19 protein-coding genes and 2 pseudogenes are annotated in these 25,675 nt (G+C 71.1%); 11 read left to right on the top strand and 10 right to left on the bottom strand.

From position 1 onward, the window contains the following. Window positions 1-146: 146 nt before the first annotated feature. Entirely contained in the window at window positions 147-983 is an 837-nt protein-coding gene (locus tag QF027_RS25435; protein ID WP_307077239.1) for a helix-turn-helix domain-containing protein, read from the bottom strand. 112 nt (window positions 984-1,095) lie between these two features. Between QF027_RS25435 and QF027_RS25430 the strand changes: the two genes are divergently transcribed. From QF027_RS25430 to QF027_RS25395, 8 genes are all read left to right on the top strand, one after another. Beyond that, on the top strand, window positions 1,096-1,692 hold the full coding sequence (locus tag QF027_RS25430) for an NADPH-dependent FMN reductase (RefSeq protein WP_306978687.1): 597 nt from the start codon (window positions 1,096-1,098) through the stop codon (window positions 1,690-1,692). Window positions 1,693-2,038: 346 nt separating this feature from the next. After that, on the top strand, window positions 2,039-2,359 hold the full coding sequence (locus QF027_RS25425; RefSeq protein ID WP_307077237.1) for a MerR family transcriptional regulator: 321 nt from the start codon (window positions 2,039-2,041) through the stop codon (window positions 2,357-2,359). A 249-nt stretch (window positions 2,360-2,608) separates the two neighbouring features. Beyond that, window positions 2,609-2,812: a cold-shock protein gene (locus QF027_RS25420; RefSeq protein WP_007383480.1), complete on the top strand. Its 204-nt coding sequence runs from the start codon at window positions 2,609-2,611 to the stop codon at window positions 2,810-2,812. A 184-nt stretch (window positions 2,813-2,996) separates the two neighbouring features. Beyond that, window positions 2,997-4,430 carry a DEAD/DEAH box helicase gene (locus tag QF027_RS25415; RefSeq protein WP_306978691.1) on the top strand — a complete coding sequence of 478 codons (1,434 nt, stop codon included), beginning with the start codon at window positions 2,997-2,999 and terminating at the stop codon, window positions 4,428-4,430. Window positions 4,431-4,554: 124 nt separating this feature from the next. Then, a complete protein-coding gene (locus QF027_RS25410; RefSeq protein ID WP_069759392.1) occupies window positions 4,555-4,857 on the top strand; it encodes an SCO5918 family protein in 303 nt (100 codons plus the stop codon). 362 nt (window positions 4,858-5,219) lie between these two features. Then, complete coding sequence (locus QF027_RS25405; protein ID WP_306978692.1) at window positions 5,220-7,655, top strand: SpoIIE family protein phosphatase; 2,436 nt, start codon at window positions 5,220-5,222, stop codon at window positions 7,653-7,655. Between the two features lie 65 nt (window positions 7,656-7,720). After that, a complete protein-coding gene (locus tag QF027_RS25400) occupies window positions 7,721-8,812 on the top strand; it encodes a DUF3533 domain-containing protein (RefSeq protein ID WP_307077235.1) in 1,092 nt (363 codons plus the stop codon). Between the two features lie 200 nt (window positions 8,813-9,012). Beyond that, complete coding sequence (locus QF027_RS25395) at window positions 9,013-9,729, top strand: DUF4232 domain-containing protein (protein ID WP_307077232.1); 717 nt, start codon at window positions 9,013-9,015, stop codon at window positions 9,727-9,729. Here QF027_RS25395 and QF027_RS25390 read toward each other — a convergent pair. The 4 genes and pseudogenes from QF027_RS25390 to QF027_RS25375 form a co-directional block, all read right to left on the bottom strand. Continuing rightward, window positions 9,726-11,001, bottom strand: a pseudogene (locus QF027_RS25390) (RNA-guided endonuclease InsQ/TnpB family protein). The gene QF027_RS25395 and the pseudogene QF027_RS25390 overlap by 4 nt on opposite strands. Window positions 11,002-11,246: 245 nt before the next feature. Further along, the gene (locus tag QF027_RS25385) at window positions 11,247-11,471 is read right to left on the bottom strand and encodes a hypothetical protein (protein WP_306978695.1); all 225 of its coding nucleotides are present in this window, start codon (window positions 11,469-11,471) and stop codon (window positions 11,247-11,249) included. A gap of 24 nt (window positions 11,472-11,495) precedes the next feature. Then, complete coding sequence (locus QF027_RS25380; protein WP_306978696.1) at window positions 11,496-12,731, bottom strand: acyltransferase family protein; 1,236 nt, start codon at window positions 12,729-12,731, stop codon at window positions 11,496-11,498. Between the two features lie 410 nt (window positions 12,732-13,141). Then, entirely contained in the window at window positions 13,142-13,363 is a 222-nt protein-coding gene (locus QF027_RS25375; RefSeq protein ID WP_037706913.1) for a hypothetical protein, read from the bottom strand. Window positions 13,364-13,598: 235 nt separating this feature from the next. On the opposite strand from QF027_RS25375, the gene QF027_RS25370 reads away from it, so the two are divergent. After that, window positions 13,599-14,957 (top strand): hypothetical protein, encoded by a 1,359-nt coding sequence (locus QF027_RS25370; protein WP_307077229.1) that lies wholly within the window; start codon window positions 13,599-13,601, stop codon window positions 14,955-14,957. Window positions 14,958-14,993: 36 nt separating this feature from the next. On the opposite strand, the gene QF027_RS25365 is transcribed toward QF027_RS25370, so the two are convergent. The 4 genes and pseudogenes from QF027_RS25365 to QF027_RS25350 form a co-directional block, all read right to left on the bottom strand. Next, window positions 14,994-15,524 carry a TerD family protein gene (locus QF027_RS25365; RefSeq protein ID WP_306978698.1) on the bottom strand — a complete coding sequence of 177 codons (531 nt, stop codon included), beginning with the start codon at window positions 15,522-15,524 and terminating at the stop codon, window positions 14,994-14,996. Window positions 15,525-15,644: 120 nt separating this feature from the next. Next, complete coding sequence (locus tag QF027_RS25360; protein WP_306978699.1) at window positions 15,645-16,439, bottom strand: inositol monophosphatase family protein; 795 nt, start codon at window positions 16,437-16,439, stop codon at window positions 15,645-15,647. An 89-nt stretch (window positions 16,440-16,528) separates the two neighbouring features. After that, window positions 16,529-17,758 (bottom strand): sensor histidine kinase, encoded by a 1,230-nt coding sequence (locus tag QF027_RS25355; protein ID WP_306978700.1) that lies wholly within the window; start codon window positions 17,756-17,758, stop codon window positions 16,529-16,531. Between the two features lie 100 nt (window positions 17,759-17,858). Further along, a pseudogene (locus QF027_RS25350) lies at window positions 17,859-20,064 on the bottom strand (MMPL family transporter). Window positions 20,065-20,321: 257 nt separating this feature from the next. On the opposite strand from QF027_RS25350, the gene QF027_RS25345 reads away from it, so the two are divergent. Then, window positions 20,322-21,923 (top strand): alpha/beta hydrolase, encoded by a 1,602-nt coding sequence (locus QF027_RS25345; RefSeq protein WP_307077227.1) that lies wholly within the window; start codon window positions 20,322-20,324, stop codon window positions 21,921-21,923. Between the two features lie 60 nt (window positions 21,924-21,983). Here QF027_RS25345 and QF027_RS25340 read toward each other — a convergent pair whose 3' ends face one another. Further along, window positions 21,984-22,487: a signal peptide protein gene (locus QF027_RS25340; protein WP_307077225.1), complete on the bottom strand. Its 504-nt coding sequence runs from the start codon at window positions 22,485-22,487 to the stop codon at window positions 21,984-21,986. A 313-nt stretch (window positions 22,488-22,800) separates the two neighbouring features. Between QF027_RS25340 and QF027_RS25335 the strand changes: the two genes are divergently transcribed. Beyond that, a complete protein-coding gene (locus QF027_RS25335; protein WP_307077223.1) occupies window positions 22,801-25,671 on the top strand; it encodes a golvesin C-terminal-like domain-containing protein in 2,871 nt (956 codons plus the stop codon). Window positions 25,672-25,675 lie beyond the last annotated feature (4 nt).

Below are 25,675 nucleotides of genomic sequence, written 5' to 3'. Positions count from 1 at the left end.
CGTCACCGACAGGAGCTCACCGAGTCCCGCGACGAGCCCTGGCCGGGATGTGAGCCGGCCTCGAGGGCGGCGGCGTCGGTCTCCTGTCGGGGCGACGCTCACCCGGGGCGCTGCATCAGGTGCCCGGCCTCCGGGTGGCGTTCGCGTCAGGAGATGGCACGGAGTCCGCCGTGGGCCGGACGGCGCAGGTCGTCGACGGTCTGGGCCGTCGCCTCGTCCGCGGGGAGGAGGACGACCAACTGCTGTGCGTCCGCGGAGAGTTCGAGTGTCTCGCGGACCAGCCGGAGTTCGCGTCCGGAGGGATGGTGGAGCCGGAGATCCCCGCGCTGCGGAACGACGTGCTGGTTCAGGCGCCGGGTGAGGTCGGGGCCGGCGACGGGTGCGAGTTCCGCGGTGAACCATTCGTAGGTGTTGAGGGACGGGCCGAGCCACAGGTCGAAGGCCTGCTCGTCCGCGACGGCGTCCCAGTCGGGGAAGAACGACCGGGCGCGGGGGTCGGTGAAGACGTACCGGGTGAGGTTCGGGGTGTCGGAGTCGAGCAGTCCGGTTCCGCTCGTCACCGCCTCGAACGCACTGGTGTGGGCGAGGACGTCGCCCAGCCGGTTGGTCACCAGCGCGATGCCCGGCTCCAGGAGGCGCAGCGTCCGCAGGACGGAGGGCCGTACCCGGCGCGGCGGCGGGGCGGGCCTGGTGTGAGCGACGCACTCACCGCCGCTGATCTTCGTGAGATAGCGCAGGTGGTTGCGCTCGGCGGGGCCGAGGCTGAGCGCGTCGGCCAGAGCGTTGACCACCGCGATCGAAGGGTTGCGGTCGCGGCCCTGCTCGATCCGGGTCAGGTATTCGACGCTGATGCCGGCCCGGGCGGCGAGGTCCAGTCGCCGCAGCCCCGGTGACCGGCGGCGGCCGCGGTCGGGCAGGCCCAGATCCGCCGGCTGGGTGCTGTCCCGCTTGGCACGGATGAAATCCCCCAGAGGTGTCCCCATGTCCCGAGCATAGGACCGCCCCCGCCGCCCGCCGAGAGCTCAGGGTGGCCCTGCGGGGGCCAGCCTGCACCCGGTCTGGCTGCGGCCTCGGCGGGATCCGATCGTGGTGGACATGGAAAACGACAAGCACAAGCTGGTGGTCATCGTCGGAAGCGTCCGGGAGGGACGGTTCGGACCGGTCGTGGCCTCATGGGTGGCCGAACAGGCCGCGGCGCACGGGGGTTTCGAGGTGGAGGTCGTCGATCTGGCCGGGATCGACGTGCCGTTGTCACTGCCCGCGGTGTCACCGAAGTACGCCGGGGACGACTACCCGCGGCCGGCCGGGATGGAGTCGCTGACGGCGGCTCTGGAGGACGCCGACGCGTTCATCGTGGTCACGCCGGAGTACAACCACAGTTACCCCGCGTCCCTGAAGGCCGCGATCGACTGGCACTTCACCCAGTGGACGGCCAAGCCCGTCGCCTTCGTCAGCTACGGCGGCGCGGCGGGCGGCCGGCACGCCGTGCTCCACCTGGAGAACGTCCTGACCGAACTGCACGCGGTGACCGTCCGCGACGGTCTCGCCTTCCCCAACTACTTCACCGCCTGGCAGGACGGCCGCCCCGTCGACCCCGAGGCCGCCGGATACGCCAAGACCCTCCTGGAGCAACTGTCCTGGTGGGCAGGCGCCCTGCGCTCAGCCCGCGAGACCACGCCGTACCCAGCCTGAGCAGACCGGCGAGGGCGTACGTGCGGGTCGTCGGCCCCGGTTGCCGACCGGCCGGAGGCCCTGGGGGCGGCGATCCGGGCGGGCACGGGGACGGGGCACCCGGCGGGCGCAGGGGGCACCGGTGGCACCGGTGGACACGGAGGCACCCGCGAGCAGCCGCCGAAAGATGCGTTGTGGATCACGTCACGTCTCGGAGCCGCCTCCTGGGATCTTCAGCAGGCCGCAAAAGTCTGCCTTAGCCGCGTCACATATGCATGCATGCCGCCGTTAGGGTTGTGACCACCTGGGGACCGCATCGGTGCCGAGCCCGCCGGGCCCCTGGACGCGCCCCCGAAACGAAGGTGCCATGCCCGCCGAGACCTCTCCCGTCGACCATCTCGATGACGACGACTACCCCGCCTACACGATGGGGCGGGCCGCCGAGATCCTCGGCATCACCCCCGCCTTCCTCCGGGCCGTCGGCGAGGCGGAACTGATCACGCCGCTGCGCTCGGAGGGCGGTCACCGCCGGTACTCCAAGGGCCAGTTGCGTATCGCCGCCCGGGCCCGTGAACTCGTCGACCAGGGCACCCCCGTCGAGGCGGCCTGCCGCATCATCACTCTGGAGGACCGGCTCGCCGAGGCCCTCCGTCTGAACGAGGAGGTGCGTCGGCGGCCGAACGAATAACTGTCGCGGCCGCAACAGAATCACGTGCGGGGCGCGGCGAAGTTTTCAGCCCGGGCGCCACCAGAATTCGGGCCGATGTAGATCCGCCCACCTACCGTGTGTTACCGTGATAAAAGTTGCAGTTTTGGTTTCCGGAGAATTTCTATGAAGTTCCCCGGCGTCTTTCCGGTCTTCCGGAGGGGAGTCCATCGCGGCGACTCGGGGTCCGTACAGTGCGGGTCCCGGCACTGCCCCCTAGGGAGATTCAATATGGCATCTGGCACCGTGAAGTGGTTCAACGCGGAAAAGGGCTTCGGCTTCATCGAGCAGGACGGCGGCGGCGCCGACGTGTTCGCGCACTACTCGAACATCGCCACCTCCGGCTTCCGCGAGCTTCAGGAAGGCCAGAAGGTTACCTTCGACGTCACGCAGGGCCAGAAGGGCCCGCAGGCCGAGAACATCGTTCCCGCCTGACGCTGACGCGTATCTTCACGGCTGGGGCCCGCACTCTTGGGGTGCGGGCCCTGTCCCATTGTCCCGAAGAATCTGATTTCTTCGTTTCTCCCCGGCTCTTTCTTGCGAATTCTCGTGCGGTTTCGCCGCGCCCCGGAGGAATTCCTCGACACGTGCCGCACGCATCGAGGAAGGTTCCCCTCCCATGAACCGCACCCGTCGCACCGGGAACAACGGGAACAACACGTCCCGTTTCCGCTCCTCCCGTGGAGCGAGCCACCAGCGCTCGCGTCCGGCCGCCGCACCCGGCGGTGAGTTCACCCTCCCCACCACCCTCACCGAGGCGCTGCCCGCGGTGGAGGAGTTCACCGACCTCGACCTGCCCGAGCGTCTGCAGGCCGCGCTCCGCGCCGAGGGTGTGACCACGCCCTTCCCCATCCAGGCGGCGACCCTGCCCAACTCCCTGGCCGGCCGTGACGTCCTGGGCCGTGGCCGCACCGGCTCGGGCAAGACGCTCGCCTTCGGTCTGCCGCTGCTCGCCCGCCTGGACGGCCGGCGTGCCGAGCCCCGGCATCCGCTCGCCCTGGTCCTCGTACCGACCCGCGAACTGGCCCAGCAGGTCACCGACGCGCTCACGCCTTACGCGCGGGCGCTGCGCCTGCGCGCGGCGACCGTCGTCGGCGGCATGTCGATCGGCCGGCAGGCGTCCGCGCTGCGGGCCGGCGCCGAGCTCCTCGTCGCGACCCCCGGCAGGCTCAAGGACCTCATCGAGCGCGGCGACTGCAGCCTGAGCCAGGTGACGATGACCGTCCTGGACGAGGCCGACCAGATGACCGACATGGGCTTCATGCCTCAGGTCACCTACCTGCTCGACCAGGTCCGTCCCGACGGCCAGCGGATGCTGTTCTCGGCCACGCTCGACCGCAACATCGACCTGCTGGTGCGCCGCTATCTGCACGATCCGGTGGTCCACTCGGTCGATCCCTCCTCGGGCACCGTCACCACCATGGAGCACCATCTCCTGCACGTCCGTGACGACGACAAGCACGCCACCGCCACCGAGATCGCCGCCCGCGACGGCCGCGTGATCATGTTCCTGGACACCAAGCACGCGGCGGAGCGGCTGGCCAAGCACCTGCTGTCGGTGGGTGTGCGGGCCTCGGCGCTGCACGGCGGCAAGTCCCAGCCGCAGCGCACCCGGACCCTCGGCCAGTTCAAGGACGGCCAGGTGACGGTCCTGGTGGCCACCAACGTCGCGGCCCGCGGGATCCACGTCGACGACGTCGACCTCGTCGTCAACTTCGACCCGCCCGGCGACCACAAGGACTACCTGCACCGCGGCGGCCGTACGGCACGCGCCGGCGAGTCCGGCACCGTCGTCACCCTGGTCCTGCCGCACCAGCGGCGCGCGGTGGACCGTCTGATGTCCGACGCCGGCGTCACCGCGCAGACCACCCGGGTCCGCCCGGGCGAGGCCGAGCTGAACCGCATCACCGGCGCCCGCACCCCCTCCGGCGTGCCCGTCACCCTCCCCGTCCCGGCCGCCGCCGAGCCGCCCAAGCGCTCCGGGGCCCCCGGGCGGAGCCGTAGCAGCCGGCCCGCGCGTGGCCGCCGCCGCTCCACCCCCACCAGCCGATAGCCGTACGACCCACGGACGGGGACCGGTGGCCGCGCCACCGGCGTCCCCGTCGAGAAGGAGACGAACAGGGCCGCACCCTGGCCGTTCTCACCCTCACATCCCGACCGCTCCCCGTGGAGGCACCATGCGCATCGTCATCGCACGTTTTCCCTTCGACCTGACCATGAGCGAGGTCGAGAGGTCGATGGAGGGCGTCCAGCCCGAACCCGCCACCGGCACGTGTGTGACCGTCGGCCGCCACGTCTACCCGGTCAAGCAGGTCGGCCAGGTGATCACCCGTCAGGACCGCCGCGACTTCACCGCCAACGAGGTGAGCAGGGCCCTGACCCGGCTCGGCTTCACCTGCCACGAGGTCCAGCCGCCCCGCCCGGAGGCCTTCAACGACCCGTCGGCGTCCCTCCCCTGGGCCGACACCCCGCTGGGCTGACCCGCCGGTCACCACGGCCGTAGCCGCGGAGCCTGCCGTGGCAGGAGTACGACCCGGCCCGTGGCCGCGCATCCCAGCCCCCCGTCCGGTTCGCGGCCACACACCCGGCCCCACACACGCAACGGTCAACAGCCGGGCTGCACAACCAAGGGGGCGAGGACGGCGCGCGCCGCCTCCCGCTCGCCGACCGGCAGGCCTGGACCGGCGCACTCCGTGTGCCGAGATCACCCCGTCCCGTTTCGCAGCCCCGCCACCCCGTGCAAGACTGCGGCTCCGCACGGCAGAGCCGCCGTGTGCCTCCTGCCCTCGCGTGCCTTCTGTCATCGCTTGAGCGGGGAGCTGCGCGGCGGGACGCTGGGGGCATGGACAGCAGGGGCGGCACACCCGGAGGCACCGTGGACGAACGCGTACCCGAGGACCTGGCGGTCGTCGTCGACGCGGGCGGGACGGTCACGGTGTGGAGCGCCGGGGCGCGGCAGCTGCTCGGATACGTGGCCGAGGAGGTCGTAGGACGTCCCGCGGCCGGACTGCTCGCGGCCGACCTGCCCGAGTCCGCGCGGCGTCATGTGGCCGGGGGCCGACGCTGGGCCACCGAGGTGGCGCTGCGGCACCGGGACGGCGGCCGTGTCGTCGTACGGCTAAAGGGGACACCGCTCGAGGACGGCGACGGCGCGCGGCCGTGGCTGGTGACCGCCGCCGCCCCGGAGCGGGTGGCCGGGCCCGTCGAACCGGACGCGGAGGCCCTGTGGGACCTCACGCTCGCGCAGCTGCCCGTGCCGGTGGCGGTCTACGACCGTGAGGCCCGGCTGGTGTCGGCCAACGAGGTCATGACCCAGATGATGGGCCGCAGTGTGGCCGAGATGCGCGGTCTGACCCTGTGGGAGATAGAGCCGAACCCGCCCTTCGACGAGTACGACCGCCTCCAGCGGCAGGTCCTGCGCACCGGCGAGCCGGTCTTCCACGAGAACTTCGGACAGGCCCCCGGCGAGGTCCGCGACCACGCCTGGTCGATGTTCCTCTCGCCGCTGAAGGACGAGAGCGGGGCGGTGCGGGGCCTGTCCGCGGCCGTCTTCGACACCACGGAGCAGTACTGGGCCCGCCGTCGCCTCGCCATCCTCAACGACGCCAGCCTCCGCATCGGCAGCACCCTGGACGTGACCCGGACCGCCGACGAACTGGCCGAGGTGGCGGTGACGGGCTTCGCGGACTTCGTCACCGTGGACCTGCTGGAGTCGGTGGCGCTCGGCGAGGAACCGGAACCGGTGCCGCCGAACCGGCCGGTCACCCTACGCCGTACGGCCCAGCGGTCGGTCCTCGACGGCTGCCCCGAGTCGGTGGTCCCGACCGGCGCGACGACGTTCTACCCGGTGGACACGCCCCCCATACGGGCCCTGGTCGCCGGCCGCGGCACCCTGACGGCGGCCGGGGACCCCGGGATGCGGAGGTGGATCGAGTCCTCCCGGGGCCGTGCCGAGGCCGTGACCAGGCACATGATCCACTCGGTGATGATGGTGCCGCTACGCGCTCGTGGGGTCACCCTGGGCCTGGTGCACTTCCTGCGGCACCGTACGGCGGAGTCCTTCAGCAAGGACGACCTGCTGCTCGCGGAGGAGATCGTCGCGCGGGCGGCGGTGAGCGTGGACAACGCCCGCCGCTACACCCACGAACGCCGCACCGCGCTCACCCTCCAGCGCAGCCTCCTCCCCGACCGCCCGCCGGACCTGGCGGCCATGCAGGTGGCGTACCGCTATCTCCCGGCGGGCTCCGGCGCGGACGTCGGCGGGGACTGGTTCGACGTCATCCCGCTGTCCGGCGCCCGGGTCGCCCTGGTCGTGGGCGACGTGGTGGGCCACGGCATCCACGCCTCGGCGACGATGGGCCGCCTGCGGACGGCCGTACGGACCCTCGCGGACGTGGACCTCGCCCCCGACGAACTCCTCACCCAGCTCGACGACCTGGTCGTCAGGCTCGACCGGGAGGAAGGGCCGCAGACCGGCGGGCGGGCGGGGGCCCCGGCGCCGGGCGAGGTGGGGGCCACCTGCCTGTACGCGGTCTACGACCCGGTTTCCCGCCGCTGCACGATGGCCCGCGCCGGCCATCCGCCACCGGCCGTGGTCACCCCCGACGGCGAGGTCCGCTTCCTGAACCTCCCGACCGGGCCCCCGCTGGGCCTGGGCGGTCTGCCGTTCGAGTCCGTCGAGGTGGAACTGGCGGAGGGCAGCCTGCTCGCCCTCTACACCGACGGCCTGGTCGAGGCGGCGGACCGTGACATCGAGGTCGGCCTGAGCCTGCTGCGCGGGGCGCTCGCCGACAAGGCGGGCCCCCTGGAGGAGACCTGCGACCGGGTCCTGCGGACGGTTCTGCCGGCCCGCCCCGCCGACGACATCGTGCTGATGCTGGCCCGCACGTCGGCCCTGGACACGGCGAGGGTCCGCACCTGGGAGCTCCCGCGCGACCCGGCGGCGGTGGCGCGGGCACGGAAGTCGGCGAGCGAGCAGGTGACGGCGTGGGGGCTGGACGATGCGGCCTTCGCGACGGAACTGATCGTCAGCGAGCTGGTCACCAACGCCGTCCGCTACGGCGACGACCCGGTCGTCCTACGGCTGATCCGGGACACGGCGCTGATCTGCGAGGTGTCCGACGGCAGCAGTACGGCTCCGCATCTGCGGCGGGCGAGGGTGTTCGACGAGGGTGGGCGGGGGCTGCTGCTGGTCGCGCAGATGGCGGAGCGGTGGGGGAGCCGGCAGACCGCCACGGGGAAGACGATCTGGGCGGAGTTGAGGTTACCGGCCGATTAGGTTGCCCGATGTGCACGGACGGCAAACGGAACGGTGAGTTCACCCGCCTGTGCGACGATGCGCCCGTGAACGCACCCTCCAGCCCTTCCTCAGGCGGACCTCCCACGGCGCCGGCCCCCAAGTTCCCTGGTTTCGCGGCGGAGTTCAAGGACGCCGTGACACTCAGGGCCTTCGGCCTGGTGCTCGGCGGCCTGCTGGTCCAACTGGCCTTCGTCGTCTCGTACGTAGGCGCCTTCCACTCCCCCACCCCACAGCGGATCCCCGTGGTCGTGGTGGCCCCCCAACAGGCGTCCGCGAAGATCGTCGCCCAGCTGAACGCCCTGGACGGCCACCCGGTGAAGGCGACTGCGGCTTCCAGTACGGCTGTTGCCCGCGAGTGGGTCCTGACCCGCCGTACGGACGCGGCCTTCCTCTTCAACGCGACGGGCACCGACGACACCCTGCTCGTCGCCTCGGCGGGCGGCCCGTCGGTCTCCCAGACGGCGACCCAGATCGCCCAGAAGATCGAGGCGTCGGAGAAACGCCGGATCACGGTGACGGACATCCGCTCCCCCAACTCCGGTGACGGTCGCGGCATGACGTCCTTCTACCTGGTTCTGGGCTGGGTGATCGGCGGCTACCTCACCGCGACGATCATGGGCATGGCGTCCGGCTCCCGCCCGGCGAACCGCCCGCGCACCCTGATCCGCCTCGCGGTCCTGATCCCGTACGCGGTGGTGTCGGGCGTGGCCGGAGCGGTGATCGTGGGGCCGGTGTTCGACGCGCTGGGCGGCCACTTCTGGGCACTGAGCGCGATCGGAGCTCTCACGGTCATGGCCTCGGCGGCGACGGCGCTGGGATTGCAGACCCTGTTGGGGCTGCTGGGCACGGGACTGGTCGTCCTGTTGTTCGTGGTCCTCGGCAACCCGAGCTCGGGCGGCGTCTACCCGGCCCCCCTGCTCCCCGCCTTCTGGAGCGCGATCGGCCAGGCACTGCCGCCGGGGGCGGGGACGACGCTGGTCCGCAACACGGTGTACTTCTCCGGGCATGCGACGAGTTCGGCGCTGTGGGTGCTGGGGGCGTACGCGGTGGGGGGAGCGGTGTTGGCGTGGGGGGCGTCCTGGTGGCGGGAAGGCCGGGGGAGCGACTCGGGGACGGAGGCGTCGGTGGCTGTCTGAGTGGGGCCCTGTTCCACGTCGGCAGATACGCGTGTGCCTGGTCCTTCGTGCGCCTTCGTGATCATGTCACCAGCCTGTGACAACGCTGTCCGCAAACGATGTCTCCGGGATCCCTTCGGCTTGCGGTCCCCTCATAGTGATCGAGCATCGAGAAGCCGAAACCGATTCGGCCTCAACTGACCGATTCCCAGGGGGATTTCATGTCCGGCAACCGTCGCAAGGCCTTCCTCGTGTCCGGCGCTCTCGCGGGTGGAGCCATGTTGATGACGGCGTGCCAGAGCGCGGGCGCGGCCACGGATGCCGACGCCTCGCAGGGTTCTTCGTCCGGCAACAAGGTCGCCACCGCGGCCACCCCGTCCGGCTCGTCGACCGGGGGCAGCGGCCAGGGCTCCGACGCGACGAACACCGGCACGAGCAAGGGATCCGGCACCGGCTCCGGCAAGGGCTCCGAGGACGGAGCGGGCTCCGGCGTCGACACCGGTGACGGCAAGCGCGTGCCCGTCGAGCAGGGCTGTGGGGCCAACGACATCTCCTGGAGCACCAGGTCCGAGAGCCAGGCCGGTGGATACATCCTGGTCGTCGCGAAGGCGAAGCCGGGGATCACCTGTTACCTGCCCGCCGCGCTGCCGACCGTGGCGTTCGGATCCGACGGCACCCAGGCGGGTCCCGCGGAGCAGTCCGTCGGCGAGCAGATCAAGCTGAGCGGGAGCACCGCCGCCTACGCCGGGGTGAATCCGAAGACCACCGGCACCGACGGCGGCAAGGAGCTGGACAGCATCATCGTCGCCGTCGGTGACGACGACCCCGACCCGGTGTCCCTGCGGGTCGGCACCATCACCGTCGACGAGCCGGTCGTCACCAACTGGCACACCGACCCCACGGACGCCGTTCCCTTCAAGTCAACTACCCGTCGCTAAAGCGACGGGCTTGCACAACGGGCATCACTGGCGGTGATGCTGCGTTTGCGTCCAGTCCCACCCCGGTGCATGTGGTCGGGTGGTGGGGCGGGGGCCGTTGACTGGGCCCCGCGTCGCCACAACTCCCACGCTCTGGCGCGGATGTTGCGGGAGCTGTTGCGGTCTGCGTGATCAACGAATCCGCAGTTCCGGCACGCGAACCAGGCCTGCGAGACCCGGTTCGCCCTGTCGATGTGGCCGCATTCGGCGCAGGTGCGGGAGGTGTACGCCGGGTCGACGTGCATCACCGGCACCCCGGCCTTGCGGGCCTTGTACGCGATGAAACTGCCGAGCTGGGCGAAGGACCAGCTGGAGTGGGTGGCCCGTTGGGGCTTGCGAAGCCGTACCCGCTCGCGGATGCCCGTGAGGTCTTCCAGGGCGATTCCGCGACCGGTGCTCCCCCACTGCCTTAAGGGCGTGGGAGGTGCCCCCAGCCTCGGCCACCACATGTTTCGCGATCTTGTGGTTGATGTCCCGCGCCCGCCGCGCCTCCTTGCGGCGGCGCTTCCTCAGCCGCCGCTTGGCGGACGGGGTGTTCTTCTTCTGCAGCTTGGTGCGCAGCGCGCGTTCCCGTGCGCGGATGCGGTTGAGTTCCCGTCCGGCCATGATCTCGCCGTCGGAGGTGGTGGCGATGTTCACGATGCCCAGATCGATCCCGAGAAAGTCCACCGGATCGATGTTCTGCGGTGCTTCGGGGACCTCGCAGGTGGCGTTCAGGAACCACATGCCGTCCCGCTCCAGCAGGTCGGACTCGCCTTTGCGGTACCGGGCCAGGGTGGCCAGCTGCTCCGCAGAGGCGGTGAACGCCACGTTCTTGGCCCGCCCGCCGGTGGTCCAGATCGACACCGTGCGGCCGGGGATCTGCCAGGACAGCATGCGGTCGTCGTAGGGCTGCGCGCCCTGCGGGCGGAAGGAGATTGGCTTCTCGGCCGCCCGGCGGTAGCGCTTGGAGCCGGGCTTGCCGAGGTTTCCGGCCTTCAGGTTCACTTTCAGTGTGGTGTACGCGTCGCACGTCTTCTTGATGACGTGCTGGGCTGCCTGGGCGCCCAAGGCCCAGCGGGACTTGACGGTGTCGTAGGCGTGTCGGCGCAGGGCGAAGTTCTTGAACTCACCGCGCTCGAAGGCCACCTTGCTCACCCAGGAGGCGGCCTCGTTGCAGGCGTGCAGGGTTACCTCCAGTGCCGCCGCCTGCTCGGACGTCGGCAGCAGCTTCACCTGCACCACCAGCTTCACAAGCACCGAACGTACACACCCGCACGACAGCTCACCGCACGTTCGAAGTGGACCACCTGAACGAGTGACACACACAGTCGTGTGCCCGCCCCTTGGCCGAAGCACAGACCCGGCCGCTCCGCAGCCGGGCAGACATCATGGCGCTGCGGCGCTCCGCGCCGTCTGGCCCAGGATGCGATTCCTACCGGGCGTGAACGCCCGGGGTTCCTCGCAAGAAACAAGCTGAAGCACCTGACAAGGACCGGCTACACCTCGTCCGTGGCGAACAGTTCGAGGTGTCCGCACTTGGGGCAGCGGAACGCCACTATCTGCCGCCGGGGGCGCCCCATCCGCTTGGCGCCCCCGAAGATTCCCCGCTCCAACGCACCTTCGATCCAACGCGCGTACCCGCGCGAGTGCTCGCCGGCGTCCTCGATGAAGCCGTCCATCAGACCGACGGTGCCGCAGTGGGTGCACGTGTTGTTGTTCATCCCGCGAGTGTAGGAAACGGTGCCCTACGTCACCGCCAGGGCCGGCGCCGGCGTCGGCACCCTCCCCACCCGCGCCCTGCGCAGGAACGGCTTCTCGATGGCGTAGTACGACAGCAGCGCCATCAGCAGCGTCAGCACCACGGTCGCCGCCAGCCGCCCCTCCTTCACACCGAGGGAGGCCAGGAGCCGTACGGCCGGGTAGTGCCAGAGGTAGATGCCGTAGCTCAGGTTGCGGCCCACCCAGGCCAGCGGGGTCAGGGCCAGCAGGCGGGACATGCGGGCCTCGGGGCGTAGTTCGAGCGCCGTGACCAGGGTGGCGGACAGGGCCGCGACCGCGAGGAAGCCGACCGTGTACCACGCGGCCGTCCAGATGCCGAGGTCCTCCGTCACCGGTATCTGCCAGACGACCAGTCCCAGCAGGGCGAGCGCCGGCCACGCGAGGCGGCCGGACCAGGTGCGCAGGAGGGTCAGGCGGGGGTCGTCGGACCGTAGGCGTGCCAGGGCCACGGCGACCAGGGCGCCGGCCAGCAGCTGGTCGGCGCGGGTGTCGGTGCCGTTGTAGATGCGGTGGGCCGCTTCCGGGTTCCACAGGACGCAGCGCCACAGCAGTGGCAGCACGCACAGGGCCGCCGTGCACAGCAGGACCGTACGGGCCCGGAACCGTCGTAGGACAAAGAGCAGAACGAGCGGCCACAGCAGGTAGAACTGCTCCTCCACGCCCAGCGACCAGGTGTGCGCGAGCGGGCTGGTGAGGTCGGAGTAGGGGCCGGACTCCATGGCCCGTACGACGTTGGTGAGGAAGGCGGCCGACAGGCCTGCGGCCTGGAGCGAGCCTTTGAAGCCCCACAGGGAGGTCGTCGACGCCAGCAGCGCGCAGACCGCGCACAGGGCCAGCAGCGCGGGGACGAGCCGCAGCCAGCGGCGCCGGTAGAAGGACATGAGGGAGATGCCGCCGCGGCGGACGTACTCGGCGAGCAGCAGGCGGGTGATGACGAAGCCGCTGATGGTGAAGAAGACATCCACGGCGACCGCGCCGCCCGGCAGCACGTCGGGCTCCACGTGGTGGACGACGACCACCGCGACCGCGAGGGTGCGCAGTCCGTCCAGTCCGCTCACCCGGCCGGTGCGGGACACCGCCGACGGAAAACCCCGGCTCGCACGGGGTGCGACCGGGGCTGGGGGTCTACGGACGCCGACCGCCGTATCCACTCCTTCCTGCTCCTCTTCCGCCGCGGCCGTCGAGTCCGGTGCCTTCGCCATGAAAGAGATCTCTTCTCACCTGCCCGCTGAATCGAGTAATCCCGGTGCGCCTAACCGGAAATCACGCTCGCATGCCTCTCTGGGCGTGGGCTGTGTGGTGAGTGAAATGACGTGTACATGACAAAGAAACCGACAACCCAAAGTGCGGGCCCCTGGCCGACGCGTGCGGCGCGAGCCAGGGACACGGCCCGACCCGGAAGGACGTCCACTCGGTGATCCGTACCCCGAACGGCAACGACTACGGGCTAGGCCGCCTCGGGTCGCGGGAAGTCCTCGTCCTCGTCCTCCCCGAAGTCCGGGGCCTGGAACGGGTTCGTGGTGGGAGGCGGCAGAGCCACGGGGGTGTGCTGGGGCTGCCCTTCCGGAGCGGAGAACAGCGAGGTCAGGTCGATGAGAGAGGGTCCTTTCTCCTACAGCTTGGTCATCTTGGAGTACGGGCTCAGGATCCGCATCTGCGACGAGCCGAAATCCACGAGCACCGCGATTCCGTCCTCGACGCCGATAACCCGGCCGAGGCCGTACATGTCGTGGGTGACCTGGTCGCCGACGGCGAAGTGCTTGGGCGCGGGGGCGACCGGGGCTTTGAAGGGACTGGTGGGCAAATGACGCTTCGGTGCAGCAGGCTTTGTCATCTTCCTCAGTATGCGCCTACGGCGGCCCCGTCCGCTCCGTCTGTCCAGGTCCCGATTCGAACACGGACCGGATACGGACCGCGGACGCGTCACGGAGACGGCCGCAGGCCCCACGGATCAAGAAGTCGGTAAGAACCCCGCCCCACCTACAACTTTCGCCCCAGCCGTGTCGTCCAACTCGCGCCCGGTGCCGGATCACCGTGCCGGGGTCCTTCCGTCCCATGTGGGGTATGTCATGAGTTCTGTCTCCGTCGGACGTGTGATGCGTCGCGGGGCGTGTGCCGGGGTCGTGGGGGCGCTGGTCGTCGCCGGGCTCGGGAGTGGGGTCGCGTTCGCCGACGACACGGCGCAGAGCGACGGGCTGGACATCCAGGCGCCGTACGAGCAGGCGGTCGTCGTCGCGCCCGCGGACGGCGGTGCGGCGCAGTACCGGTCGATGGCGCTCGGGCTTCAGCACTACAACAGCGACTTCACCGTGACCGACGGGCGGCTGACCGTCGATGCCTCCGGGCTTGCCGGGGTCGCCGAGATCGCCTGGCCCGGCACCTGCGTGCCGGACGACGCCGGTACCGTCGCCGTGTGCGACACCGGTGACGTGCCGACCCGCTACAGCCCGCAGGTGCAGCTGAAGGTGCGGGCCGTGGCCGGCGCCGCCGTGGGCGCGCAGGGCGCGATCGAGTACTCCGCCACCGCCACCGGCGGCCCCGACGGCACACTGACCGCCCCGGAGCACTCCGCTGAGACCTTCGTCACTGTCGGCTCCGGTCCCGACCTCGGCGTCAGCGCCCCGCAGGACGTCACCGGCGTCGCGCCCGGCACCGACCTCACCGTGCCGTTCTCCGTCACCAACACCGGCAACGAGACCGCCCACGGCTTCACGGTGAAGCTGTGGGCGACGTACGGCCTCGACGTCACCACCCGCTACCCGCAGTGCACCTACACCGGCCCGGACGACGCCGACGCCCAGTACCCGGCCATGACGTACGTGACCTGCTCCTTCGACACCGACGTCGCACCCGGCGCCGGCGTGGAGCTGCCCGAGCCGCTGCGACTCGCCGTCACCGACCACGCGCTGTACGAGCGGTTCGACTACGAGGTCGAGCCGGGCGGTGACGTCACCGACCTCGACACCTCGGACAACGGCCGCGCCTGGCACATCGACGCCGACAACACCGCCGACTTCGCCGTGCACGGCACCGAGGTGAGCGGCGCGCAGGGCGACACCGTCGCCGCCGGTTTCCGCTTCGTCAACCGCGGCCCGGCCTGGGTCGCCGACGTCGCCTCGGGAGACCCGGTCCCCGCGATCGACTACTACCTCCCGCCGGGCACCACCGCCACATCCGTGCCCAGCACCTGCCGGACCGCCCGGTCCTCCGCCGACGACCCGGCCGTCCCCCACTACGTGTGCACCCTGCCGACCTGGACCAAGCCCGACCTGAAGGTCGACTTCCCGTTCCGGCTGCGCGTCGACCAGGTCGTCCCCGACGCCGAGGGCCGGGTCGTCGTCCGTCCCTACGACGGCAGTGCGTCCTTCGCCTTCGACCCGAAGACCAGGAACAACTCGGCGAAGGTGGTCGTCAACCCGTCCGCCTGACGGCGGTGAGGGGGGCGGGCCCGCGGCCGGTCCCCCTCATCCCCGTACGCTCCCCATCTCCGCCATGAATCCCGTCGGGTTGCTGTCGAACCCCCGGATCAGCTCCCTGAGGTGCCACGCCCCGGACGCGTCCCTGGTGAACTCCGCGATGGTCGCGGCCGTGGCGTCCGCGACGCCCGCGAAGTCGTCGGCCAGCAGCCGGCGGTAGCCCTCGACGACGAGCACCCCGGCGTGGGAGAGGTCGCCGAAGGTGCGGGGGCCGCCGGTCTGGTGGATGGCGACGCCGACCACCACCCGCCCGTAGGCGGACGACAGGCGCTCGAACTCCAGCTCCATCACCTCGACGAACCCGAGACCGAGGCCGGTCTCGCTGTGCCGGGTCATGGTGATGGTGCCGTCCGGCGAGCGGCTCTCGGTGTGCACGAGGTACTCCGGCCGCCCGTACGGGTCGTCCACCGCGTAGGTCGCGGCGACGATGTCGAGGTGCCGGGCCGGCTCCCCGTAGGCGCTCGGGTCCCACTTGAGTCGTACCTGGACCCTGCCAAGACCCACACCGTCGGCATCCATCAAGCCGCTCCCCGTCAGAGTTCCGCCGGGACCCTCCCGCTTGCTGAAGTATGTGCTCCGAGCAGCGTCTTGATACCTCACTGACGGTTATCTCCTGGTCAGATCTCATCCAGGCAGCCGTCAGCCGGCCGCCGCCCCCGACCTGCGCCAGAGGTCGGCCGTCTCCTCGGCGGCGCCGGGCGCAACGAGCAGCAACGGCTGGTTGTGGGACGGCAGTTCGGGCAGTGCCACCGCTCCCGCCTCCTGGGCGATCAGCAGCGCGGGGAGTCCGTCGACCGCGTGGAAGGAGCCGATCGCGGCCGCGGTCGCCCGGCCCGCCGCGACCTGCGCGAGGGAGAGGGCCGTGGAGCCCATCACGCGCACCGTGCAGTGCCGGTCGGCGAGTTCGGCGAGCAGGGTGTCCATGCCGGGCCAATGGGCGTGCGCCGCCCACTCGGTGAGGAAGACATGGCCGGTGAGGGTGGTGTGGGCGGCCGCGTGGACCCGGGTGCCGTTCAGATACGCCCCCCTGCCCCGCACCGCGGTGAACGTCTCGGCGCGCCACGGGTCCGCCACCACGCCGAGCAGCGGGGTGCCGTCGGCGCCGGCCAGGCCCAGCGAGAAGGAGCACCAGCCCAGTCCGTGGGCGTAGTTGGTGGTGCCGTCGACCGGGTCGATCACCCAGTGCGGGGCACCGGCGGAGCCCTCCGTCGTGCCGTACTCCTCGCCGACGATCCCGTGGTCCGGGAAGGCCCGCCCGAGCACCTCGCGGGTGTGCGTCTCCACCGCCTCGTCGGTGGCGGTCACGATGTCCGCGGGGCCGTCCTTCTCCCGCACCTCGGCCCCGGGATCACGCGGGCGCCGGATGGTCCGCGCCGCCCAGGACGCGAGGTCCGTCGCGACCTCCAGCGCCCGGTCGAGATCCACCTCAGCCATGTCGCCCACACTACGGGCACGAGGCCCGGCACCCGGCAACCTCACGGTGAACCCCGGACGGCCCTGCCCCACCGCGAAGCCATCGCCCCTCACACCGTCTCCTCCCCGCTCACCGACGGCTGCAACGGCAACGCGGTGCTCACCTCGAAGCCGCCCTCGGGTCGCGGTCCCGCCCGGAGTTCGCCGCCGACGGAGTGGGCGCGTTCGCGCATGCCCATGACGCCGAAGCCCTTCACGGGCTCGGGGACGGCCACGGTGGGCGGGCCCTCGTCGGTGACTGTGATGAGGAGACGGGTGCCGGAGTAGACGAAGCGGACGTGCGCGTTCTGGGTGGCCGCGTGCTTGGTGACGTTGGTGAGCGCCTCCTGCACGATCCGGAAGGCCGTCAGGTCCACGCCCGGCGACAGGGGCTGCGGCTCCCCCTCCGTGGCCACGGTGACGGTGATGCCCGCGGAGGCGCACGAGGAGACCAGTTCGGGCAGCCTCGCGAGGCCGGGGGCCGGTTCCGGCGGTGCGGAGCCCTCGTCGTCGGTCTGCCGCAGCAGACCCAGCGTGGCCTTCAGCTCACGCAGCGCGGACGAGGTCGTGCCGGTGAGGTCGTGGAGGATCTGCTTGGTCTGCGGCGGGTTGACCAGCGCGAGGTGCTCGGCGGTACCGGCCTGGGCGTTGGCGAGGGCCATATGGTGGGCGACGACGTCGTGCAACTCCCGGGCGATCCGCATGCGTTCCTCGGTGACCCGGAGCCGCGCCTCCTCCTCCCGGGTGCGTTCGGCGTGCTCGGCGCGGGCCTGCGTGGCCTCGAGATAGGCCCGCCGCAGCCGGGTCATGGTGCCGGCCGCCAGCGGCAGCAGCAGCCAGAAGAACGGGCCGATCGTGCGGAGCAGCAGCGACACGTGGTTCATGGAGTCGGAGACCGCCGCCGCGATCATCAACGCCACCATGGTGATGCCGCCGTAGCCGCGGAGGGTCCGCCGCTCGGCGAGGGTGGCCAGCCAGTAGAGCGACGCCATGACAGGGGCCAGCAGCAGGGGGGTGAGCAGATAGCCCATGCCGATCACGACCGTGGCGCAGACCGCGTTCACGGCGACCACGAGGCGCGGGTGCGTGCGGTGCTTGAGCAGGGCGAGACAGGAGACGCTCAGGAGGACGACGGCGGTGTTGTCCTGGGTGGGCGGCTCGGCGCCGGGCAACGTGAGCGAGGCGCCCAGCGTCGCGGAGCCCATCAGCACCGCGACCAGCGCCAGGTCGACGAGGAAGGGATGGCGGTCCGCGAACTCCTCGACGCGGTCCGCGTAACGCCGCTCCGGGCTGGTGGTCATCGTGGTCTCCGGTGGGTGGCTCAGGGCCCATGGTGAGGGAACGGGGCCGCCCGTGTCGTACGACGACACGGGCGGCCCCTGTGGGGGGGTGGGCCGGCGGTCAGACGCGCGCGGCCTCCTGGCCGGCGGGCGCGGGCTCGGGGGTGTCGGCGCCCCGGGTCAGCGCCTCGCCCTCCACGTCCACCCGGGGCAGGATCCGGTCCAGCCACTTCGGCAGCCACCAGGCCTTGTCGCCGAGCAGGGCGAGCACGGCCGGCACGATGGCCATCCGGACCACGAAGGCGTCGAGCAGGACGGCGGAGGCGAGGCCGAAGCCGATCATCTTGATCATGGAGTCGCTCTCGCCGATGAACCCCGCGAAGACCGCGATCATGATCAGCGCGGCGGCCACGACCACCCGGGCGCTGTGCCGGAATCCGGAGGTGACGGCCTGGTGGGACGTCTCTCCGTGGACGTACGCCTCACGCATCCGCGAGAGGAGGAACACCTCGTAGTCCATGGCGAGGCCGAAGACGATGCCCACCAGGAAGATCGGCATCAGGCTCATGATCGGGCCGCTGGTCTCCACGCCCAGCAGTCCGGCGCCGTGCCCCTCCTGGAAGACCACGACGACCGCGCCGAGGGAGGCCAGGACGGAGAGCAGGAAGCCGAGAGCCGCCTTCAGCGGGACGAGCAGGGACCGGAAGACGACGAGGAGCAGCACGATCGCCAGGCCCACCACGACGATCAGATACGGCACCAGCGCGGCCTGCACCTTCTCGGAGATGTCGATGTTCAGCGCGGTGCTGCCGGTGACCTCGTAGGTCGCGCCGGTCCCGGACTCGATGCCGGGACGTTCGCCGCGGATGGCCGTGACGAGGTCCTTGGTCCTCTCGTCGGTCGGCGCGGTGGACGGCACGACCGAGAAGACGGCGGTGTCGCCGGCCTCGTTGAACCGGGCCGGGGAGACGGACACGATCCCCTTCGTCGCACCGATGTCCTTCGAGATCGCCGCCACGGCCGCCTTCGCGTCGTCGTCGCCCTGCGCGTCCACCACGACGGTCAGCGGACCGTTGAAGCCCGGTCCGAAGCCCTCGGCGAGCGCGTCGTAGGCCCGGCGCTCGGTGGTGGAGGTCGGCTTGGCCTCGTCGCCGGGCATTGCCCAGCTGGAGGGAGGTCATCGGCAGGGCGAGGGCGCCGAGGCCGACCACACCGAGGATCAGTACGGGCAGCGGGCGGCGCAGTACGAACCGGGCCCAGCGGGTGCCGCCGTTGTCCTTGGCCTCTTCCCCGGTACGGCCCGGCCCGCGGTCCTTGCGGCGCAGCACCGCGTTCGGCCAGAAGCCGAGGAACGCCGGGACCAGGGTCAGCGCGATCAGTACGGCGACGGTGACCGCGCCCGCCGCGGCCAGGCCCATCTTGGTGAGCATCGGAATGCCGACCACCGCGAGCCCGGCGAGGGCGATGACGACGGTGAGACCCGCGAAGACGACCGCGGAACCGGCCGTACCGACCGCGAGGGCCGTCGCCTCCTGGGGTGCCCTGCCCCCGGCGCGTTCCTCCCGGTACCGGGAGACGACGAACAGGGCGTAGTCGATGCCGACGGCGAGCCCCAGCATCATCGCGAGGGTGCCGGTGGTGGTGGACAGGCCGAGGGCGTCGGAGAGGGCGAGGATCGTGGCCATGCTGACGCCGACGCCGATGAGCGCGGTCAGCAGCGGCAGTCCGGCCGCGGCCAGTGAGCCGAAGGTGACGAGGAGGACGACCGCGGCGATCGCGACACCGATCAGCTCGGCCGTACCGCCCGCGCCACCGCCGTCGGCCATGGCGGAGCCACCCGCGTCGACGGTCAGCCCGGTGTCCCGGGCCTCCTCGAGCGCGTGCTCCAGCTGCTCCTTGCTCGCGTCGGTGAGGCCGTCGGCGGCGACCTTGTAGGTGACGGTCGCGTACGCCGTCGTACCGTCCTTGCTCACGGCCTTCGCCTGGAACGGGTTCACGGCGCTCGCGACCTGCGAGCCGCCGGCCAGGTCGGCGACGGTCTCCTCGACGGTCTTCTTGTGGTCGGCGGCGGTGACCTTCTGGCCGTTCGGCGCGACGAAGACGACCCTCGCGGTCGCGCCGTCGGCCGTGGACCCCGGGAAGCGCTGTTCCATCAGGTCGAACGCCTTCTGGGACTCGATGCCCGGCATCGAGAACCCCTCGTCGGCGGCGCCGGGCGCCTTCAGGGCTCCCAGCCCGACGGCGGCCAGAACGGCCGCCCAGACCAGGGCGACGTACCAGCGACGCCGGAAGGCCAGGCGGCCCACGCGATAAAGGAAAGTAGCCACGGCGGGGGATCTCCACATCTGGTGCCGGACGGTCCACCCAGACTGGCCGGACGAGACCCGCGAAGTCGTCGTGCGCCTGCCGACAATCCCCGCTACTGAGAACGCAGTACGCGGCGGCCTCCGCGTCCACCTCCGGGACTACCGCCTTTTCCGTTCCCTCACGACCCCGCGGGAACCGGAACGCCTGTTCCTCTGTGTGTTCCCTGTGAGACAACCAGTTCTTTGAGACTTGGCCAGCCCAAGGGGGAACAAAAACAGTGAAGTTCCGACGACTCAGACTCGCCGGAGCCACGGCGAGCGCGCTCGCCGTGGCCTGCACCGGGCCGCAGGCGTGGGCCTCCGAGCAGCACGAGACCGCCCCGGTACCGACCCTGACCTGGTCGGACTGCCAGGGCGGTTTCGAGTGCGCCGACGCCCGAGTGCCCCTGGACTACCGGGAACCGCAGGGCAGGACCATCACCCTGGCCGTCATACGCAAGAAGGCCGCCGACCCCTCCCAGCGCAAGGGCACGCTCTTCCTGCAGCCCGGCGGCCCCGGCAACTCCGGCGTGGACTTCGTGCGCGGCAACTACGCCGACCTGCCGGCCGCCCTGCGCGAGGACTTCGACGTCTTCGGGTACGACGTGCGCGGGGTGGGCCGCAGCTCCCAGGTGGTGTGCTGGGACGACGCGACGTACACGAAGGCCGTCACCGCCGCCAAGGGCGTCCCGGGCCCCGGCGCCTACAAGCCCGCCGTCCAGCAGGCCGCCGACTTCGACCAGGCATGCCAGAACAACGCCGGCGACCTGCTGCCGTACGTCGGCACCCAGTACGTGGCCCGGGACATCGACCTCCTGCGGCAGGCGCTCGGTGAGGACCGACTCACGTACTACGGCCGCTCGTTCGGCTCCTACATCGGTACGGTCTACGCCGCGATGTTCCCGGACCGGGTCCGCGCGCTCGCGCTCGACGGGGCGTACGACCCGGAGCACTACACCAGCCGGCCCTACGCCTACGACCGGCCGCAGTACCTCGCCCTGGACGGCGCGATGGGCCGCTTCCTGGACTGGTGCAAGGCCGACCAGGCGACCTGCGGTTTCGGCGACGGCGATCCGCGGGCCGCGTTCCAGAAGCTCAAGGCGGACCTGGACGCCAACCCGGTGCCCACCGCCAACGGGGGCCAGGCCAACGGCTACACCCTCGTCTACCGGCTGATGTTCAACATCAACGAGGGCAAGGTCATCTGGCCCTCCTTCGGCGAGGCCCTGCGCAAGGCACAGCAGCGCGACAACACGTCGTTCCTGCTGCGGCCGCCGTCCCCGGCCAGCTTCGACTTCCTCAACCCGAACGTCGTCGTCGAGTGCGTCGACAAGAAGTACCCGACCGACCGGGCCCTGCTGAGGCGCCAGGTCACGACCAACGCCAGGCTCGCCCCGCTGCTGGGCCCCGCCATGGCCTACGGCCCGCCGACCTACGACCACCAGCACGCCACGGCCTGCGTGCAGTGGAAGGGCGAGCACGTCAGCCGCTACGGCGGTTCCTTCCGTGCGAAGGGCTCCGCACCGATCCTCGTCATCGGCAACACCGGTGACCCGGACACCCCGTACCAGGACGCGGTGGCCCTGTCCCGTGAGCTCGACAACGGCCGCCTGCTCACCTTCAAGGCCGAGGGCCACACCGCCTTCGGCCGCAGCGCCTGCGCGACGGACGCGATCACCAGCTACCTGGTGGACCTGAAGGTCCCGGCCCGCGGAGCGAGTTGCGCGGACGAGACCCAACCGCCGTCGTCCACCCCGACGGTGGCTCCGCCCGGCACGACGCTCACCGAACTCCGCAACGGTGTGAGCGACCGGGTGGACCACATCGGCTCGCTGCGATAACAGCGTGAGGGCCCGGGTCTCGGAAGGAGGCCCGGGCCCTCTCGCGTCACGGCAAGCGGGTCAGTACAGCGCGACCCTAGGCAGCACCGTTCCCCGGGCGTCGGGGTTCGTCACCGTGACCCGGTAGACCCGCGTCAGCGTCTCGCCCGCGTGCAGCGTGCGCTGAGCGGTCGTCAGGTCGGTGAAGAGCGTGCCGGTCTGGCTCGCGGTCTGAACCGGCCGCCAGCAGCCGTGCGCGGTGCGCTGCTCGACCACGACGTCCGACGGGGTGAGGAACGGGCCGGCGTCCGGCGACTCCACCAGGAGCTGCGGGGCGACGGTCCGGTCCGCCGAGGAGTCGTTGCGGTAGGTGACGGTGACCTCGTGCCGCTCGCCGTCGGCCACAAGGGCTGTGGTGGGCAGGTCCACGAAGTCGACGGGTACGGCGGGCTGCTGGGCCTGCGCGGAGGCCGCGGCAGGCTTGGCCGGGGCGGCCGCGGCGGCGGGACCGGCGGCTGCCAGACCGGCGAGGGCCACGGCGACGGAAACGAATGCGATTTTGAGACGTCTGGTGCTCTTCGACACGTTCACTGTTCCTCGTGATGCGTGGGGGGTTTCAGGGGTTACCTGTTGATGAGACCTCAACGAGGAGTAATACGTTGCCTGGATCTCGTGGATATTCCGTGGATACCGCCGGGTAGCCCACCTCGAACTCCCGTTGCCCTCATGGCGGACTGATAGCTTCCGCGTCACCGGCCTGGGGGAACGTCGTTGCCGGTACCCGACCTTCACAAATGAATTCAGGCGGAATTCCTTGCGCACCACTCGTGAATATCCAGGCGGAAGGCACCGCTGGGTGCCGAAAAGCCGGCGCGGGAGAATACTCGCGGCCTCGGGCATGTCCGTACTGGCACTGGCCCTCGTCGCCCCTCTCGCCTCCGCGGCCCTGACCAGCCCCTCCGACCCGGCCACCCCGACACCGGGGAACCGTGTCACCGACACCTCCCAACTGCCGTCCGGCTGGCAGAAGTCCGGCGACCGGATCGTCACCTACGACGGTGACGGCACCGGACTGCACGTCCTGGTCGCCGACGCTGCCGACGCCTACACGTGGCACACCGCGGCCACCCTGTCCGAGCCGGGCATCGACACCGACCAGTGGATCGGCCAGACCTGTGTGACCGGGTCCGGCGACCGTGCCGTCGTGGTCTACGCCCCCCGGCAGGCCGTCAACGACCAACAGGGCTTCCAGCAGGGAGCGTTCGCGGCCGTCGTCGACCTGGCCGACGGCACCGTGACCAAGCTGCCCGAGCTGGTCTCCCTCGCCTACTTCAACCCCGGCTGCGGCGACGGCGAACAGGCCGTCCTCACCCGCCCCGAGGGCGAGGGCACGCAACTGCTCACCGTCGACGCCCAAAAGGGAGAGCTGGTCCGGCAGCAGACCGTCGCCGGTCAGCTCACCTCCGCCGTGCCCTTCGGGAACAAGATCGCGGCCGCCCGGGGCGACTCCGTGGTCTCGGTGGACGCCAAGGGCGCGACCAGCACCCTGGCCAGGACGGACGGCACGCCGTTCCGGCTGGTGCCGGACGCACACAGCGGGCTCGCCTACCAGGTCCCGGCCGGAAAGAAGGTGCAGGTCCGCCGGGTCACCTCGGCGGGCTCCGACAAGCTCCTCGGCTCCGGCGCACTCGGCGCCCTCGCGGTGCACGGCAACGGCGGCCGGGTCTTTGTGACCGGCAAGGACGCCGAGGACGCCGTGCCGGCCCTGCCGAAGAGCTGGCGGACGCTGGACGTGCCGGCGTCCGCCGAGGTCTCCACCACCGGCGACCTCGCGCTGACCTCCGTCGGCAACGGCACGGAGGCGGCCGGCGGCAGGAAGGCCGCCGCGGACATCGCCCAGGCGGTCGGCATCGACGCGGTGCTGCCCGGCTCCGACACCACCGTCGGCTTCCGTGTGAAGCCCAAGGCGCCGAAGGGGACTCAGGGCGAGGAGCAGTCCCCGGCCCTGACGGACGGGATCCACACCAACAGCTTCACCCCCGGCGACGACGACCCGTCGACCTCCACCACCGACCCCGACCGCGCCTGCGCCGTCACCCGCAACGACCCGAAGCTCCAGTCGCTCCAGCCCTCGACCGCGCAGGCCGAGTGGGCGACGGACCTCGCCGTGCAGGGCAAGCTCGACGTGCGGCGCCGCAGCGGCTGGAACGGCGGCGAACTCCCGTCGTACACCCCGCAGGGCCTGTTCCCGTCCACCCCGCTCAAGGGCGGCGGCCGGGTGCCCGCGCAGATCATGCTCGGGGTGCTGTCCCAGGAGTCCAACCTGCTCCAGGCCAGCTCCCGGGCGGCCGCGGGCGAGAGCAGCAACTTCATCCAGGGCGGCTACTACGGCAACGCCGGCAGCGTCCACACCGTCAACTGGGCGGCCGCCGACTGCGGTTACGGCATCTCCCAGGTGACCAGCGGCATGGCCGGGGCGGACACCACCTACACCGCCGAGCAGCAGCAGGCGATCACCGTGGACTACGCGGCCAACATCGCCGCGGGGCTCCAGATCCTCCAGGACAAGTGGAACCAGCTGTACGACAAGGGTCTGCTCGTCAACGGCGGCGACCCGCAGTACCTGGAGAACTGGTGGCTCGCGCTGTGGGCCTACAACAGCGGCTTCAACCTGCCCAGTTCGACGGACGCGAGCGCCCCGTGGGGTCTGGGCTGGTTCAACAACCCGGCCAACGGCCTCTACCCGGCCGACCGGAAGATGTTCCTGTCGTCCGGCTACGACGACGCCCGCAACCCCAACCTGTGGTCGTACCCGGAGCGGGTGCTCGGCTGGGCCGCCTACTCCCAGCAGAAGACCGACCCGGCGACCGGGGCGACCGTGCGGGCGTTCACCGTCGGCGACTGGCCCACCGGCAACGCGCCCGACGCCCAGCCGCCGCACGACACGTTCTGCAAGCCGACGCTCAACGACTGCGACATCACCAAGCCGCGCAAGGTCGAGGGGTCGACCCAGCCCGAGGGGCCCTGCCAGCGGGACGACTTCAAGTGCTGGTGGCACCAGCCGTTGAGCTGGACGGACTGCACGACCACCTGCGGCACCGAGGTGCTGAAGTACCAGGCGACCGACCCCGAGCCGGCGGTCGCGGCTCCGCACCCGGCGGCCTGCGCGTCCACGCTCCCGGCGAACGCGCTGATCGTGGACGACGTGCCGAACACGGTGAAGTTCCGGGTCGGTGACGCCAACCCGTGTGCGGGCGAGAAGAACTGGACCAGCCGGGGGACGTTGAAGTTCACCTTCGGGTCGGCGCAGCAGAACGGCGCGACCGTGTACCCCTCGAAGATCGACTTCCATCAGCTGGGGGCGGGCTTCGGCGGGCACTTCTGGCTCACCCACACCCGGGTGCCGAGCTACACCGACTCGGTCGTCACCGGTACCTGGACGCCGGACCGGAAGCTGGGCGGCTGGGCGGAGGTCATGGTGCACCTGCCCGACCATGAGGCCAACACCCCGTCGGCGACGTACCGCATCGACGTCGGTGACGGCACGGTCGTGGAGAAGACGATCTCGCAGGACACCGGCGGCAAGAACACCTGGGTCTCCCTGGGCTCCTACGAGTTCAAGGCCACCCCGAGCGTCTCGCTGAGCTCGGCCACGGCGGACGGCACCGGCGACGCCTCGATCGCCTGGGACGCGCTGGCATTCGTCCCGCTGAAGGAAAAGCCGACGGACACGGGCACGCCGTCCCCGTCTCCGTCCACGCAGAAGTAACCCG

Source organism: Streptomyces canus (assembly GCF_030816965.1).
GTDB lineage: Bacteria > Actinomycetota > Actinomycetes > Streptomycetales > Streptomycetaceae > Streptomyces > Streptomyces canus_E.
The sequence above is the reverse complement of the archived record's forward strand: the minus strand, read 5'-3'. Positions and strand labels throughout refer to the sequence as shown.

Excerpts from the sequence above, each read along its gene's own strand:
- QF027_RS25435 (WP_307077239.1), bottom strand. The coding sequence starts at position 983 with ATGGGGACACCTCTGGGGGATTTCATCCGTGCCAAGCGGGACAGCACC.
- QF027_RS25430 (WP_306978687.1), top strand. The coding sequence starts at position 1,096 with ATGGAAAACGACAAGCACAAGCTGGTGGTCATCGTCGGAAGCGTCCGG.
- QF027_RS25425 (WP_307077237.1), top strand. The coding sequence starts at position 2,039 with ATGCCCGCCGAGACCTCTCCCGTCGACCATCTCGATGACGACGACTAC.
- QF027_RS25420 (WP_007383480.1), top strand. The coding sequence starts at position 2,609 with ATGGCATCTGGCACCGTGAAGTGGTTCAACGCGGAAAAGGGCTTCGGC.
- QF027_RS25415 (WP_306978691.1), top strand. The coding sequence starts at position 2,997 with ATGAACCGCACCCGTCGCACCGGGAACAACGGGAACAACACGTCCCGT.
- QF027_RS25410 (WP_069759392.1), top strand. The coding sequence starts at position 4,555 with ATGCGCATCGTCATCGCACGTTTTCCCTTCGACCTGACCATGAGCGAG.
- QF027_RS25405 (WP_306978692.1), top strand. The coding sequence starts at position 5,220 with ATGGACAGCAGGGGCGGCACACCCGGAGGCACCGTGGACGAACGCGTA.
- QF027_RS25395 (WP_307077232.1), top strand. The coding sequence starts at position 9,013 with ATGTCCGGCAACCGTCGCAAGGCCTTCCTCGTGTCCGGCGCTCTCGCG.
- QF027_RS25385 (WP_306978695.1), bottom strand. The coding sequence starts at position 11,471 with ATGAACAACAACACGTGCACCCACTGCGGCACCGTCGGTCTGATGGAC.
- QF027_RS25380 (WP_306978696.1), bottom strand. The coding sequence starts at position 12,731 with ATGGCGAAGGCACCGGACTCGACGGCCGCGGCGGAAGAGGAGCAGGAA.
- QF027_RS25375 (WP_037706913.1), bottom strand. The coding sequence starts at position 13,363 with ATGACAAAGCCTGCTGCACCGAAGCGTCATTTGCCCACCAGTCCCTTC.
- QF027_RS25370 (WP_307077229.1), top strand. The coding sequence starts at position 13,599 with ATGAGTTCTGTCTCCGTCGGACGTGTGATGCGTCGCGGGGCGTGTGCC.
- QF027_RS25365 (WP_306978698.1), bottom strand. The coding sequence starts at position 15,524 with ATGGATGCCGACGGTGTGGGTCTTGGCAGGGTCCAGGTACGACTCAAG.
- QF027_RS25360 (WP_306978699.1), bottom strand. The coding sequence starts at position 16,439 with ATGGCTGAGGTGGATCTCGACCGGGCGCTGGAGGTCGCGACGGACCTC.
- QF027_RS25355 (WP_306978700.1), bottom strand. The coding sequence starts at position 17,758 with ATGACCACCAGCCCGGAGCGGCGTTACGCGGACCGCGTCGAGGAGTTC.
- QF027_RS25335 (WP_307077223.1), top strand. The coding sequence starts at position 22,801 with ATGTCCGTACTGGCACTGGCCCTCGTCGCCCCTCTCGCCTCCGCGGCC.